Source organism: Glycomyces dulcitolivorans (assembly GCF_003265355.1).
GTDB classification, from domain to species: domain Bacteria; phylum Actinomycetota; class Actinomycetes; order Mycobacteriales; family Micromonosporaceae; genus Glycomyces; species Glycomyces dulcitolivorans.
Genome location: NZ_QFRW01000314.1, coordinates 1 through 14,105, shown reverse-complemented (window position 1 = coordinate 14,105; position 14,105 = coordinate 1). Strand labels below are relative to the sequence as shown.

Here is a 14,105-nt window from a genome sequence, read left to right as displayed (position 1 = left end):
CAAGAGTCGCCCACGGTGCCAGGGCGCGGCCTGCGAATCCTCGTAGCTTCGATCCCGTGAGCCGCGGCGGTCGCCGCGGCCGAAAGGGAACGAGGAAACCCGTGATCGAAGCACGCGAACTGACGAAACGCTACGGGGACAAGACCGTCGTCGACCACCTCGACTTCACCGTCAAACCCGGCGAGGTCACCGGCTTCCTGGGCCCCAACGGGGCCGGGAAGTCCACCACCATGCGCATGATCCTCGGCCTGGACGCGCCCACGGCCGGATCGGTCACCGTCAACGGCAAGGCCTACGACCGCCACGCCGCACCCATGCACGAGATCGGCGCGCTGCTGGAGGCCAAGTCCGTACACCCCGGACGCTCCGCCGTCGGCCACCTGACCGCCCTCGCGCAGACCCACGGCATCGCCCGTACCCGCGTCGACGAGGTCATCGACCTCGCCGGACTGCACAGCGTCGCCCACAAGCGGGTCGGCGCGTTCTCCCTCGGCATGGGCCAGCGCCTCGGCATCGCAGCCGCGCTGCTCGGCGACCCCGAGGTCGTCATGCTCGACGAGCCCGTCAACGGCCTCGACCCCGAAGGCGTGCTGTGGGTGCGGAACCTGCTCGCGCAGCTGGCCTCCGAGGGCCGGGCGGTGATGCTGTCCTCGCACCTGATGAGCGAGACGTCGCAGATCGCCGACCACCTGATCATCATCGGACGCGGGCGCCTGCTGGCCGACACCACCGTGGCCGACCTGGTCGCCGCCGCCGCGGGCGGGGTGAAGGTCCTCAGCGACGAGGCCTCGCGCCTCACCGCGCTGCTCGCCGCACCCGACGTCGCCGTCACCTCCTATTCGAGCGAGGAACTGCTGGTCACGGGCATGAGCGCCCGCGAGATCGGGCAGGTCGCCATGCGCCACAGCGTCCCGCTCCACGAACTGACGCCGGTGGGCGTCTCCCTCGAAGAGGCGTTCATGGACCTCACCCGGGACGAAGTCGAGTACCACAGCGGCTCCGTCGAGAGCACCCGAAAGGCAGCGCGATGACCGTCATCGAAGCCGACACCGACCGCGGCGCCCTCGGCGGGCCCGGGCGCGAGCGGACCGTCGTCAAGAACGTCACCTTCGCGCGGGTGCTGCGCTCGGAGTGGACGAAGTTCATCACGCTGCGGTCCTCCTGGGTCACCCTCGACCTGGGGCTGCTCCTGCTGGGCTTGTTCGGCGCGGTCGCCGCCTTCACGTACAGCCCGGACGCCGTCGACGGCATGGGCGGGCCGCCCGGAGTCGGCGGCGGGACGACGGACGCGGTGAGCCTCGCGTTGACGGGCCTGTCGTTCGCGTCCATGGTCGTCGGCGTCCTCGGCGTCCTGCTGACGGCGGGGGAGTACTCGACCGGGATGATCCGCTCGACCCTCGCCGCGGTGCCGAAGCGCCTGCCGGTGCTGTGGGCCAAGGGCCTCATCGCCGGAGTGAGCGTCTTCCTCGTCACCGCCGTCGGCGCGTTCGCGGCGTTCCTCATCGGACAGTTCGGACTCGACGGCGAGTCGATCGCCTTGTCGCTCAACGATGACGGCGTCATCCGCAGCCTGCTCGGCGCCGGGGTCTACCTCGGCCTGGTCGCCATGTTCGGCGTCGCTATCGGCTCGCTGGTGCGCTCCCCGGCGGGCGGCATCGCCGCCGTCGTCGGTGTCCTGCTGCTCCTGCCCGGCCTCGCCTCGCTGCTGCCGGACTCCTGGTACGACACGCTCAGCCCGTACTTCCCGTCCACCGCGGGCGGCGCCGTCTACGCCCTGACCGAGTCCGCCGACGGGCTCTCGCCGGGCGCCGGCATCGCGGTCTTCGCCGGCTGGGTCGTCCTCGCCTTCGCCGCGGCGGCGCTCCGGCTCAAGCGAACCGACGCCTAGGCCCGCCGACGAGTGGGCACAATGAGGACCATGAGTCCCGAGCCCGCAGTCGCGGCCCCGGAGGCGGCCCCCGCCGCCCCGGGGCCCGACCCGCTGCTGGACCGCTTCATGCGGCACCAGCGGCGGGCGCGCGACTTCGACCTGCGTCGGCCCTGGGTGCTCGACACCGCCGTGTCGGCGTTCGTCTTCCTCGTCTCGCTCGCGGACCTGCTCCCGGGCGGCCGGGACGGCGACGGCGGGCCGTTCCAGGCGGAGTCGGACGCCCAGGCCGCGTTCCCGTTCTATGTGCCGCTCGCCTTCGCGCTCACGCTGGCGCTCGCCGTGTGGTGGCGCCGCAGGCACCCCACCGCCGTGTTCTTCATCGTCTCGACGCTGGTCTTCACGCAGTGGGCGATCGGCCTGTGGCAGCCGGCGGGCATGAGCGTCCTCATCGCCCTGTACGCGCTCGCCTCGCTCGGCTCGCTGCGGCTGCTGGCCTGGGCGGTGGCGATGGTGGTGGTCGAGACCAGCCTGCTCGTCCTCGTCCTCCAGGACATCGAGGAGCCGCTGCTGGGCCTGTTCTTCCTGCTGGGGACCGTGACGGCCGCGGTCGCGCTGGGCCTGACGGTTCGCGTGCGGCGCCTGTACACCGCGGCCCTCGAAGACCGGGCCCGGCGGCTCGAAGTCGAACGGGACCAGCGCGAGCGGCTCATCGCCTCCGCTGAGCGCGCCCGCATCGCCCGGGAGATGCACGACATCCTCGGGCACACCCTGTCGGTCATGGTCACCCTCGCCGACGGGGCGGCGACGCTCGCGGTCAAGCGCGGCGAGCCGTCGGCCGGGGCGCTGCGGATGCTCGGCGACACGGGCCGCGAGGCCATGGGCGAGCTGCGCCGCGTCCTCGGCGTCCTGCGCGCCGACGACCGCGATTCCCGCTCGCTCAGCCCGCAGCCGGGCGTCGCCGACCTCGACACGCTGCTGGAACGCGTCCGCGCGGCGGGATTGACGGTCACCTGCCAGACCTCCGGCCACCTCGACCGGTTGAGCCCCAGCGTCCAGTTGACGGTCTACCGGATCATCCAGGAGGCCCTGACGAACACGCTCAAGCACGCCGGCCTCCCCGCTTCGGCCGCGGTCACGCTGACCGCGAGCGCGGGCGAGGTCCGCATCCGGGTCGCCGACACCGGCGTCCCGCGCCCCGCCCCGGACGAGGACCGCGAGCCGGGCCACGGCCTCATCGGCATCCGCCAGCGGGCCGCGCTGTACGGCGGCACCGCCACGATCGGGCCCCGCGAGGTCGGCACCGGCTGGATCGTCGACGTCGTGCTCCAGCGACACCCGGCCCCCGACACAGAACAGGCACCGTCATGATCACCGTGCTCGTCGCCGACGACCAGCCCATGCAGCGCCTCGGCCTCCAGATGCTCCTCCAGGGCACGGACGGCCTGGAGGGGGTCGGCGAGGCCGCCAACGGCTCCGAGGCCGTCCGCATGGCCGCCCACCTGCGCCCCGACGTCGTCCTCATGGACATCCGCATGCCCGGCATGGACGGCCTCGAAGCCACCCGCCGCATCGTCGCCTCCGGCGGGCGCTCCCGCGTCCTCATCGTCACCACCTTCGACCTCGACGAGTACGCCTACGACGGCCTCCGCGCCGGCGCCAGCGGCTTCCTGCTGAAGGACGCCCGCCCCGAAGAACTCGTCGCCGGCATCCGCGCGGTCGCCTCCGGCGAAGCCGTCGTCGCCCCGACCCTCACCCGCCGCCTGCTGGACGCCTACGCCCACCAGGTCCTCGCCCCCGAGACCGACGCGACCACCGACCCCCGCCTGGCCGGCCTCAGCGACCGCGAACGCGAAGTCCTCATCCTCATCGGCCAGGGCCTGTCCAACACCGAGATCACCGAGAAGCTCGTCCTCACCGAGTCCACCGTCAAAAAACACGTCGGCCGAGTCCTCGCCAAAATCGGCGCCAGGGACCGCATCCAAGCGGTCATCATCGCCTACGACACCGGCCTGGTGAAGGCGCGCTCCTAAAAGCGCGCGCCGATTCCCTTGCGGCTGACTACCATCGGCGAACATCGCCACCCTGCCGCAGACCCTGCCCCCGACCGCCCTGACGGCGCGCGCCGCCGTCCGGTGGATGATCACCGGGTTCCTGCTGTCCTTCCTGGGCAGCATGATCGCCGAGGGCGCCCTGCCCGGCCTCATCGCCGCCGGGGTCCTCGCCGTGGCCTGGCAGGCGGTGTTCCGCACGGTCGGGATGCTCCTGGACATGACCACGCCGTGGACCATGCGGCTGTTGGAGCGCTTCAGCCCCGGCAGGCTGCTCGTCGCCGCCGAGGCGGCCGACGTCGTCGCGTGCACGGTCGCGCTGGTGCTCGTCTCGGTGCTCTCCCTGGACGTCGGGGCCGTCCTGATCGGGTACCTCCTGGTCGCCGCGGTGCTCCCGCTGGTCATCGACATCGCCGAAGAGCTCTACATTGCGCAGATCGTCACCCGCGACGAACGGGCCGCCGTCCGGTTCAACACCGTCATCTCCTCCAGCTCGGCGACCGTGGGGTTCGTGATCGCACAACCCTTGGGCGCGTTCATGGCCGAGGTCTCGGTGCCGCTCCTCCTCGCCGCCAACCTGGTGCTCTCGACGGTCGCGATCATCGCCCGCACCCGGGCCGACCGGCTCGTCCCCACCGTCCCCACGGTCGAGGCACCCGCAAAGTCGGCCCGCCGACCGCGCCCGTCACCGGCACGGACTGCGTCCTGGATCCGCGGCAACCTCGCCCTCGGCGCCACCTCGCCCTTCATCTCCGGCCTGCTGAGCTTCATCGGCGGCCTCTACGGCACCTACCTGGTGCTCTGGCTCGCCGGTACGACCGACCTGTGGCTCGCGTCGGCCGCCGCTGGCCTGGCGGCGTTCGGGATCGGCCGCGTCGTCGGCCCGCTGTGGAGCCCGTGGCTCGCCTCCCGCATCGGCGCCGCGAGAGGCGCCGCCCTCCAGGCCGGCGCCCAGACGCTCACCCTCCTCCTCGGCATCGCGACCGTCCTCGCCGACCGGCACCTCTCCGGGTATGCGCTCGCCGTCCCGGCCCTCCTGGTCATCGCCCTCCTCGGCGGCACCGGCGCCGGAGCCCGCACCCTCTACCTCGCCGTCCGCCAGAGCCGCCTCTCCGGCCGCGACCTCAGCCGCGCCATCGGCGTCGGCCGCTCCCTCGCCGCCTTCGGCACCCTCACCGGCGTCTGGCTCGGCCTCCTCCTCCACGTCGACACCGACCCGATCCCCGGCCTCACCCTCGCCGTCTGCGCCTCGGCCCTCCTCACCGCCTTCATGCGCGGGTCCGACCGGCCTGTCGCCGCATAGGGCGTTCCCACTCGGGCCGAGATTTGCTACTGTCGGGTAACTTGTTGGCTTCGATGTCCGGTGGTGGACCGATGAACTTGTACTTCCGACTGCTGGGGCTGTGGCTGCGTGCGAGGCGGCGGGGGCCGGTCGGGTTGTGGGATACGGTCGTGACGCCGTTCAGGGTGGTGCCGACCGATCTGGATCCGCTGGGGCACATGACGAACGGGCGGTACCTGACGATCATGGACGTCGGGCGCATGGACCTGATGCACCGCTCGGGATTCCTCGCCAAGATGCGCCGGGCCGGCTGGTACCCGGTCGTGGCCGGGCAGACGATCACCTACCGCAAGTCGCTCCAGCCGTGGCAGCGGTTCGAGGTCCACACCAGGGTCCTCGGGTTCGACGAGCGGTGGGGTTATACCGAGCAGACGTTCCGCGCCGGGACCACGGTGTACGCCCAGGCGTACGTGCGCACCCGGTTCCTCAAGCGCGGCGGTGGGTCGGTCGGGCACGACGAGTTGGAGCAGGTCGCGGGCGGGTTGCCCGACACGGAGCTCCCGAAGTGGCTCCACGACTGGACCGCGGCCAGCCGCATCGAGACGGCCGCCTGAGCGAACGCCGGTATCATCGGGGGCGTGGCGCACGAGCTGCCCGAAGACATCCCGGGGCTGGAGCACCGGCCGTCCGACTCCCCTTATGTCGAACGCGTCTACCAGGTGGAGGAGGACGGCGGCTCCGGCGCGCCCGCGCCCGCGCGGATGGTGTCGGTGGCGAACTCCAACTGGGAGCTCATCGCCTGGACCTCCGAGGGCGTCACCAACGTGTCGGTGCGAGGCCCCGAAACCCACCCGACCGTGGTTCCCATGGGCGGCAAGATGGACGGCGCGATCGGCATCATCTTCCGGCACGGCGCCTTCCTGCGGAACCTGCCCGTCGGGGGGCTGGTCGACACTGCCGTTCTGAGTCCGCACGCCACCTCGCGCACGTTCGTCCTCGAAGGCGACGAATGGGAGATCCCCGGGTACGAGAACGCGGAGGTCTTCGCCGACCGGCTCGTCCGCGCCGGACTGCTCGTCAGGGACCCGCTCGTCGCCGACGTCCTCGCCGGGGACACGCCACTGCTGGTCACGCCCAGGTCCGTGCAGCGGCGCGTGGCCGCCGCGACCGGGCTGACCCAGGGGACGATCCGGCAGATCGAGCGGGCCAGGCAGGCCGCGATGCTGCTGCGCCGGGGCGAGGCCGCCGCCGACGTCGTGCACCTCGTCGGGTACCACGACCAGCCGCACCTCGCCCGCTCCATGGCCCGGTTCGTCGGCCGCAAGGCCACCGAGCTCCAGAAACCGGCGGGCGACGAGATGATGTCGCTTCTGTACAAGACCGACGCCGAGGTCCGGCCGTAGATTCGAACCAGGCCGGAACGACCGGCCGCTCGAACCGAGGAGAGTCCGATGGCCTTCACGCAGATCTACATCAACCTTCCCGTCGCCGACCTCGAAGCCGCCAAGGCCTTCTACCTGGCACTGGGAGGCACGCTGAACCCGCAGTTCACCGACGAGACCTCCGCGCAGGTCGTCCTCAGCGACGCGATCGCCGTGCAGCTGATGACCCACGAGCAGTTCTCCGGGTTCACCAAGCGCGAGATCGCCACCGGCCCGATCGAGGCGATCAACGCCCTCGCGGCCGAGGCGAAGGACGAGGTCGACCGGCTCGTCGAGGCCGCGGTCGCGGCCGGCGGGACCGAGCCGCGGCCCGCGCAGGACATGGGCTGGCTCTACAACCGCGCCGTGGACGACCCGGACGGCCACTGCTGGGAGCTCATGTCCTACGACCCGTCGCAGATGCCCGGCGCCCCCGAATAACCCCCGGCGGCGCAGCGTCCCCGCGCTCGTGAGGACGACCCCGCCGATGACGATCGCTCCGCCGGCCACCTGGGCCCACGTCCACGGCTGGCCGGCGAGGATCGTGAAGACCGCGGTGAACAGCAGCGACCCGAGCGCGGCGACGGCGATCCACACCGCGCGCCGCGTCGGGGGCGCGGACTCGGGTGGGGCCGTGAGGGATTCCGTTGCCACGGCGCCACCCCACCGACTAGGCGAGGTAGTCGAGCACGGTCCTGAGGTTGGCGTCGACCGGATCGACCGCGTCGACCTGGAGGCGTTCGACGGTGAGCGGCGGGTACTCGGTGCGCATGCGTTCGACGTGGTCCCAGTCGATCTCGTGCCAGCCGGGGATGCCGCGGACCCGGCCGTCGACGCGCGAGCGGTGGAGGTCGAGGTCGCTGCACACGCATTCGACGATGCGGAGCTTCGCCCCGTGCTCGGCGGCGATGGCGCCCAGGCGCGCCGCGGTCGCGTCGTTGAGGATGCCGTCGGTGATGGCCGACTGGTCGAGCATGAGCTGGCGGACGACGAGGGTCTCCAGGATGCTGTCGTAGAGCGAGATGTAGGCGTCGCGGTCGAGGTGGTGCAGGATGCGGTAGGGCGTGATCGCGCCGAGCATCCAGTCCCCGGCGAACGCGGGGGCCCGGATGGTGCGGGCGAGGCGCTCGGACAGGGTCGACTTCCCGGTCCCCGGCAGCCCGGTGAACGCGATGACCTGCTTTGCGGGTGTTTCGGTCGCATGCATCCGTCCTTCATACCCTCCCAACACAACGCAACAAAAGGTTGCGCATTGGGATCGAGGGTGCTACCTTTATGGCAACCAAAGGTTGCGAAAGGAGAAGGACATGGAATACGCAAGCATCGAACGCGAGATCCGGATCGAGGCCGCCCCCGAGGTGGTCTTCGGGGTCGTCAGCAGCCCCGAGCACCTCAAGGAGTGGTGGCCCGACGAGGCCGAGTACCCGCCCGTCGAGGGCGGCTCCGGCCGGATCGGGTTCCACCAGGACGGCGGCGCCGTCCAGTGGGAGCAGTTCACGGTCGTCGACGCCCGGCCGCCGCGGACGTTCTCGTTCCGGTGGACCCACGCCGAAGGCGAGGAGGCCGCGCCCGGGAACTCGTTCCTGGTCGTGTTCGACCTCGAACCCGACGGCGAGGGCACGCTCCTGCGCATGACCGAGACCGGCTTCCGCGAGCGCGGCTGGACCGAGGCCGTCGCCGCCCAGGCGCACGCCGACCACGTCGCCGGCTGGGACTTCTTCCTGCCGCGGCTGCCGGTGTACGCCGCGAAGGTCGCCCGATGAGCACCCTGGTCGACGACGACCTGTGGTCGGCGGTCGGCGACCCGACCCGCCGTCGCATGATCGACCTGCTCCTGGCCGACGGCTCCGGCACCGCCACCGGCCTGAGCGAGCGGCTCCCGGTCACGCGCCAGGCCGTCGCCAAGCACCTCGCCGTGCTCGACCGCGTCGGCCTCGTCCACGCCGGCACCGCAGGCCGCGAGCGCCGCTACCGCGTCGACGAGCGGCAGCTCGCGCGCGCCGTCGCGCAGCTCAACGCCGTCGGCTCGGCGTGGGACTCCCGCCTGGAGCGCATCAAGCGCATCGCCGAATCCATCCAGCAGACCACCGAGGACAAGGAATAGCAGAGGGGTACGACACCGCCTCAGTCCTCTCTGGACCGCCTGGTGAAGATGTCGGCCAGCACGCGCAGGGCCATCACCGAGGCGATAAGGAGGAGCGAGAGGCCGAAGAACTGGTAGAGCGTGAAGTCGGCGGTGAGGACGGGCCCGGACTCGGTGCCCAGCAGCATCACCGACATCACGCCGGCGGCGGCCGCCAGGACCGTCAGGAGCGTCTGGTGCAGCCAGGCGGTGACGGTCCGGCGGTCCTCCGCCTTCGCGAAGAGCCGGAAGTTCACCGACAGCTGGCCCGACTCGACCGAGGCCAGCAGCCGGTCGAAGCGGCGGGGGAGCTTGCGCAGCACCGGGAGGAGGTCGTGGACCTCCTCGATGACCAGGTCCTGCACGGCCGAGGGGCGCAGGCGCCGCTCGGCGTAGCGCTGGCCGATGTCGCGGGCCTCGGCGATCAGGTCGAAGCCCGGGTCGATCGCCGTCAGGCAGCCCTCCAGCGTGGCGAGGGTGCGGAAGACGGCCGCGAGCTCGGGCGGGATCACGATGCGGTGCTTGGCGATGATGCGGAACAGCTCGGTGAACATGCGGATGCCCGGGGCCGCGCCGGGGACGAGGTGGCGGGCCATGAACGAGCCGAGGGCCCGCTCGAAGCCGGTCTGGTCGAGCTCGTCGGGGCGGCTGGAGACGCCGATCAGGGCGTCGGCCAGACCGGGCCCGTCCTGGCGGTCGACGGCCTGGAGGATCGCCTCGAACGAGGCCCGCAGCTCCCGGTCCAGGCGCCCGACCGACCCGTAGTCGATGAGGCCGATCCGGTCGTCGTCGAGGAGCATGAGGTTCCCCGGGTGCGGGTCGGCGTGGAAGATCCCGTCGACCATGATCTCGTCGAACATCTCCCGCAGCAGCGCCGCCGCCAGCTCGCGCCCGTCCAGTCCGCGGTCGCGCAGCCTCGCCGTGGCGAGCGGGACGCCCGGCAGGCGTTCCATCACCAGCACCTGCTCGTCCGACAGGTCCGCGTGCGGCCGCGGCACTCGCACTTCCGCCCGGCGCTTGTCGTGCGCGGCCGCGACCTGCGCGAGGTTGCGGGCCTCGACGGTGAAGTCGACCTCCTCGCGGAGCGCCTCGGCGAACCCGTCGGCCAGCCCGAGGACGTCCATCGAACGGCCCCAAGAGGTGTGCCGGTCCAGACTGCGCGCCAGGCGCCGGATGATGTCCAGGTCGCGCTCGACCGTCTGCGCCGCACCGGGACGCCGCACCTTCACCACGACGGCCTCGCCGCCGTGCAGGACCGCGGTGTGCACCTGCGCGATCGACGCCGCCGCAATGGGTTCGGGGTCGAAGCTCGCGAACAGTTCGTCGACCGGCGCTCCCGCGGCCGCCTCGACGAGGCGCACCGCGCTCGTCCCCGGGACCGGCGCGGCCTGGTCCTGGAGCTTCGCCAGCTCCGCGATGTACACGGCCGGAAGGAGATCGCGCCGCGTCGACAGGATCTGGCCCAGTTTCACGAACGTCACCCCGGCGTCGTCGAGCGCCCGTCGCAGCGCCCGCGCCATCTCGGCGTCCTGCGCCGCCTGGCGCCGCCCGCGCAGCAGCCCGGTGAGGCCGTGACGCGCGGCGATCGCGAGGATCTGGAGGTACCGGCGGGTGCGCCGCAGCCGCGTGCGCAGCCCCTTGAACCAGGTCCGCACCGGCGGCACCGCCCCGGTCGGGATCACGGCCTCCCACACCACCAGCATGATCATCGCCATGACCGGCGCGGTCAGGAAGACCAGGCCCCACAGGGCGACCGTGCCCGGCAGCTCGTCCGCGGTGGGCTGGCGGGACTGGTACGGCGCCACCAGCGCCGGCAGCAGCCCGTACTGCATGACGCTGTAGCCGCTCACACTCACCACGACCAGGCGCCACACCGTGTACCGCACGTCCAGCAGGCGCGTCGCCACGTACGCGACGGCCGCCGTGTTCACGGCGATGCCGAACACCGACAGGATCAGCTCGGTCATATGCGGTTCGGCCTTTCAGCGGACGGGACGGTGCTCGACAGCACAGGCTACGCCGCGGGGTCCATCCGGGACGGCCGCACCGCGCGTGTCACCACCGGATGTGGATCGGCGTCCCGGGCGGGCCCTCGGCCAGGAGGCGGCGCAGGAGGTCGGGGAGGCCGCGCGGGAGGATGCGGTCGGTCGCGGCGTCCATGGCGTCGGGGTCGAGCCAGGCGTGCCCGGCGGGTGCGGCGTGGTCCGGGGAGGTGAAGGAGACGTCTTCGGCGCTCGCGCTGAGGAGGAAGAACGTGTCGTCGGCGGCGACGAACGCGCCGGTGTCGATGCGCTGCTGGAGGCTGTAGCAGGACGCGACCGGCTCGCCCAGATCGCTTGGGGCGACGCGGAGGTCGAGTTCCTCGTGCAGTTCGCGGGCGGCGGCCTCGGCGGGGCTCTCGCCGGGCTCGATGCCGCCGCCGGGCGTGTAGAAGTAGCGGTCGCCGACGTCGCGGATCTTCGCCTCGCGGTTGAAGAGGAGGACGCGGCCGTCCCGGTCGAGGAGGAGGGCGCGGGCGGTGCGGCGGCGGATCGCCTTGGGGCCGGGATCGTCCGGTCCGGGGCGGGCCGCGGCCGGTCGCGGCTTCTCTGCGATGGTCATGGAACCGAGCGTAAACGCGGTGTCCGACATGCGGTCGTTCGAACCGCGCGTCCGATTGTTCGATTCCCAAGACCTGACCTCGACTTCAGCGCCCTGAGCGCCGCAGGCCTCGGACCGCCCACCAGGCCATCACAGGCAGGTGGAGGACGTAGCCGAGCTGTTCGAGCACCGGGCCCGGCCCGCTCGTCCCGGTCGTCCACGGCAGGACCACCGCGGCCAGCCCGGAGGCGGCGGCCGCGAAGCCGGTGCGGCGCATCGCTCCCGACTCGCCGAACGCGGCGGCCGCAGTGGCGGCGGTCCAGAGGAGCCCCGCGAGGTTCACCGTCCACTTCGCCGTCAGCAGCACCGCGGTCACGGCGGTCGTCGCGGCCGGGTCGGCGGCGAGCTGGGTGACGGCGAGATTGCCCGCGTCGTGGAGCAGTCCGGCCGCACCGGCGAGCGTGAGCAGTCCGGCCGGGACCGTGTGGCGGTCGTTGGCGCCCATGGCGAGTCCGGCGGTGGCCAGGGCCAGCCAACCGAGGACGTCGAGTGCGAGTTCCAGCAGGTGGAGAGCCGGTCGTGCATTCACCGCTGCAAGGGTCGCGGCCGTGTCGGCGGGATTGAGCGTCAGGCCGGTCGGGACGGCGATCGCGGCGCTGGCGGCCATCAGGGCGATCGAGGCGATGAGGAGGCGGGAGGCATTGCGGTCGTCGGTCATAGCCTGCGACGCTAGAACCCTGACGCAGGGAGAAGGTCAAGCCGGGAGGTGGACGACCATGTGGCGCATCGGAAGGCTGGCCCGCATGACCGGGGTCTCCGAGCGAACCCTCCGCTACTACGACCGGATCGGCCTCCTCCCGCCTGCGGCGGTCGGCCGCGAGACCGGCTACCGCTGGTACGGCGCAGCCGAACTCGTCAGGCTCGAACGCATCCGCGGCTTGCAGCGGCTCGGCCTCACCCTGCGGCAGATCGGCGAGGTCGTGGACGCCCCCGACGCGGATCTCCCTGCGCTGCTTGCCGATACGGTGGACGCACTGCGGCGCGACATCGCCGAGAAGACCGCCGCGCTGGCCGCCGCCGAGGACCGCTTGGCCGTCGCGGGCGCGATCCTGCCGCAGGAGACCGCGGTGGGGGAGTGGCGGATGCGCGTGCGCCGCATACAGGTCGACCACCCCGCGGAATTGGCCGCCGCGTGCGGCGAAGCCCCTGAGGCGCTGCTGACCTGGCTGACCGGGGAGCCGGACGGCGGGTTCGCGGCCGCGTTTGCCGACCGGTCCGGCGACGTGCTTACCCTCCCCGCCCGCCGGGTCGTCCGCGCGATCGTGCCCCCTGACCTCGGCCTCGTCCCCACCGGCCGGGAGCTCTTCGGCTGGCTGGGGCGCAACGGCCTCGCCGTCTCCGGGCCGACTCTGGAGGAGCGTCTGACCGATGAGGACGGTGTCGGCGTCACGGTCCTGGAGGTCCCGGTCAGGTGACCAGGCCGTGCCGGTAGGCGTAGACGACCGCCTGGACGCGGTCGCGCAGGCCGAGTTTGGCGAGGATGCGCGAGACGAAGGTCTTCACGGTCTCGGGGCTGATGACCAGGGCGGCGGCGATCTCGCTGTTGGACCGGCCGTCGGCGATGAGGCGCAGGACCTCCAGTTCGCGCGGGGTGAGCGGCAGCTCGGCGGGCGCGCCGCCGACCGGCCTGATGCGGGCCGCGTACTTGCCGACGAGGGCGCGGGTCACCCCGGGGTCGAGGAGCGCCGCGCCGGTGGCGCCGGTCCGGATGCCTTGCAGCAGTTGGGCGGGCGGCGCGTCCTTGAGGAGGAAGCCGCTGGCGCCGGCGCGCAGCGCCTCGTACACGTACTCGTCGAGGTTGAACGTGGTCAGCACCAGGACCTTGACCGGGTCGGCCGCGGCGTCCCCGGCGAGGCGGCGGGTCGCCTCGATGCCGTCGAGGACGGGCATGCGGACGTCCATGAGCACCACGTCGGGGCGCAGTCGCCGGGCCAGGTCGACGGCCGCCTGACCGTCGCCGCATTCGCCGGCGACTTCGAGGTCGGGCTGCGCGTCGATGATCGTCACCAGGCCGGTGCGGATGAGCATCTGGTCGTCGCAGACCAGGACGCGGATCGGCGCGGTCATGACGGGTTCCCCGTGGGGATCCGGGCCCGGACCGTGAACCCGCCGCCGGAGCCGGGGCCCGCGTCGAAGTCGCCGCCGAGAACGTCGACGCGTTCGCGGAGCCCGGCCAGCCCGCGGCCGGTGCCCGCGGTCGCAGTGGCCGCGCCGTCCGAGCTGACCTCCACGGCGATCTCGTCTTCGTTGCGGCGCACCAGGACCCTGGTGTTCGCGCCCCGGGCGTGCTTGAGGGCGTTTGTCAGTCCCTCTTGGACGACCCGGTAGGCGACGAGGTCGGCGCTTCCGGCCGCGGCCGCCGGCTCGCCCTGTTCGGTGAACTCGACGGGCTGCCCGGCCCGGCGCGTCTGCTCCACGAGGGTGAGCAGCCCGCCCGCCGACGGATTCGGCGGCTCGGTGTCGTGGCCGGGGTCGAGCAGGTCGAGGAGATGCCGCAGGTCGGCGGTGGCGCGGCGGCCGGTGTCGCCGACGGCCTGGAGCGCCTGGTCGAGGCGGTCGGGCGCGCCGGTGAGGTACCGCGCGGCCTCGGCCTGGACGATCATCGCGGTCACGTGGTGGGTGACGACGTCGTGGAGTTCGCGGGCGATGCGGGTGCGCTCGGCGGCCCGGGTGGCCTCGGCGACGCGGCGGCGGCGCTCGGCCTCGGCCGCGCGAGTGGCGC

17 protein-coding genes are annotated in these 14,105 nt (G+C 72.4%); 11 read left to right on the top strand and 6 right to left on the bottom strand.

Annotation, left to right across the window (positions count from 1 at the left end; genetic code table 11):
• Positions 1 to 101: 101 nt before the first annotated feature.
• From DI269_RS22640 to DI269_RS22605, 8 genes are all read left to right on the top strand, one after another.
• The gene (locus tag DI269_RS22640; protein WP_112140150.1) at positions 102 to 1,031 is read left to right on the top strand and encodes an ABC transporter ATP-binding protein; all 930 of its coding nucleotides are present in this window, start codon (positions 102 to 104) and stop codon (positions 1,029 to 1,031) included.
• Positions 1,028 to 1,888 carry an ABC transporter permease gene (locus DI269_RS22635; RefSeq protein ID WP_112140147.1) on the top strand — a complete coding sequence of 287 codons (861 nt, stop codon included), beginning with the start codon at positions 1,028 to 1,030 and terminating at the stop codon, positions 1,886 to 1,888. Before DI269_RS22640 ends, DI269_RS22635 begins: the two co-directional genes overlap by 4 nt.
• Before the next feature lie 30 nt (positions 1,889 to 1,918).
• Positions 1,919 to 3,238: a sensor histidine kinase gene (locus DI269_RS22630; protein WP_112140144.1), complete on the top strand. Its 1,320-nt coding sequence runs from the start codon at positions 1,919 to 1,921 to the stop codon at positions 3,236 to 3,238.
• Positions 3,235 to 3,900, top strand: a complete 666-nt coding sequence (locus DI269_RS22625; protein WP_112140142.1) for a response regulator — start codon at positions 3,235 to 3,237, stop codon at positions 3,898 to 3,900. Before DI269_RS22630 ends, DI269_RS22625 begins: the two co-directional genes overlap by 4 nt.
• Before the next feature lie 106 nt (positions 3,901 to 4,006).
• Complete coding sequence (locus DI269_RS22620) at positions 4,007 to 5,221, top strand: MFS transporter (RefSeq protein ID WP_112140139.1); 1,215 nt, start codon at positions 4,007 to 4,009, stop codon at positions 5,219 to 5,221.
• Between the two features lie 149 nt (positions 5,222 to 5,370).
• Complete coding sequence (locus tag DI269_RS22615; RefSeq protein ID WP_198667653.1) at positions 5,371 to 5,814, top strand: acyl-CoA thioesterase; 444 nt, start codon at positions 5,371 to 5,373, stop codon at positions 5,812 to 5,814.
• A gap of 24 nt (positions 5,815 to 5,838) precedes the next feature.
• A complete protein-coding gene (locus DI269_RS22610) occupies positions 5,839 to 6,603 on the top strand; it encodes a helix-turn-helix domain-containing protein (protein ID WP_198667652.1) in 765 nt (254 codons plus the stop codon).
• Positions 6,604 to 6,651: 48 nt separating this feature from the next.
• A complete protein-coding gene (locus DI269_RS22605; RefSeq protein ID WP_112140134.1) occupies positions 6,652 to 7,062 on the top strand; it encodes a VOC family protein in 411 nt (136 codons plus the stop codon).
• A gap of 229 nt (positions 7,063 to 7,291) precedes the next feature.
• On the opposite strand, the gene DI269_RS22600 is transcribed toward DI269_RS22605, so the two are convergent.
• A complete protein-coding gene (locus tag DI269_RS22600; protein ID WP_112140131.1) occupies positions 7,292 to 7,828 on the bottom strand; it encodes an AAA family ATPase in 537 nt (178 codons plus the stop codon).
• A gap of 100 nt (positions 7,829 to 7,928) precedes the next feature.
• Between DI269_RS22600 and DI269_RS22595 the strand changes: the two genes are divergently transcribed.
• Both DI269_RS22595 and DI269_RS22590 read left to right on the top strand, forming a co-directional pair.
• Positions 7,929 to 8,384, top strand: a complete 456-nt coding sequence (locus DI269_RS22595) for an SRPBCC domain-containing protein (RefSeq protein ID WP_112140129.1) — start codon at positions 7,929 to 7,931, stop codon at positions 8,382 to 8,384.
• Positions 8,381 to 8,725 (top strand): ArsR/SmtB family transcription factor, encoded by a 345-nt coding sequence (locus tag DI269_RS22590; protein WP_112140126.1) that lies wholly within the window; start codon positions 8,381 to 8,383, stop codon positions 8,723 to 8,725. The genes DI269_RS22595 and DI269_RS22590 overlap by 4 nt, the downstream gene beginning before the upstream one ends.
• A gap of 20 nt (positions 8,726 to 8,745) precedes the next feature.
• On the opposite strand, the gene DI269_RS22585 is transcribed toward DI269_RS22590, so the two are convergent.
• The 3 genes from DI269_RS22585 to DI269_RS22575 all read right to left on the bottom strand — a co-directional run bounded on the left by DI269_RS22585 (position 8,746) and on the right by DI269_RS22575 (position 12,041).
• Complete coding sequence (locus DI269_RS22585; protein WP_112140124.1) at positions 8,746 to 10,710, bottom strand: ABC1 kinase family protein; 1,965 nt, start codon at positions 10,708 to 10,710, stop codon at positions 8,746 to 8,748.
• An 88-nt stretch (positions 10,711 to 10,798) separates the two neighbouring features.
• Positions 10,799 to 11,344 (bottom strand): NUDIX hydrolase, encoded by a 546-nt coding sequence (locus DI269_RS22580; protein ID WP_112140189.1) that lies wholly within the window; start codon positions 11,342 to 11,344, stop codon positions 10,799 to 10,801.
• 85 nt (positions 11,345 to 11,429) lie between these two features.
• Positions 11,430 to 12,041: a hypothetical protein gene (locus tag DI269_RS22575; RefSeq protein ID WP_112140121.1), complete on the bottom strand. Its 612-nt coding sequence runs from the start codon at positions 12,039 to 12,041 to the stop codon at positions 11,430 to 11,432.
• A gap of 58 nt (positions 12,042 to 12,099) precedes the next feature.
• Here DI269_RS22575 and DI269_RS22570 point away from each other — a divergent pair, with 58 nt between their 5' ends.
• Positions 12,100 to 12,798 carry a MerR family transcriptional regulator gene (locus DI269_RS22570; RefSeq protein ID WP_157975166.1) on the top strand — a complete coding sequence of 233 codons (699 nt, stop codon included), beginning with the start codon at positions 12,100 to 12,102 and terminating at the stop codon, positions 12,796 to 12,798.
• Here the strand turns inward: DI269_RS22570 and DI269_RS22565 are convergent.
• Positions 12,791 to 13,450: a response regulator gene (locus DI269_RS22565; protein WP_112140116.1), complete on the bottom strand. Its 660-nt coding sequence runs from the start codon at positions 13,448 to 13,450 to the stop codon at positions 12,791 to 12,793. The two genes, DI269_RS22570 and DI269_RS22565, sit on opposite strands and share 8 nt — an antisense overlap.
• Positions 13,447 to 14,105, bottom strand: a 659-nt coding sequence (locus tag DI269_RS22560) for a sensor histidine kinase (RefSeq protein ID WP_232822869.1), incomplete at its 5' end; no start/stop codon positions are given. The genes DI269_RS22560 and DI269_RS22565, both read right to left, overlap by 4 nt.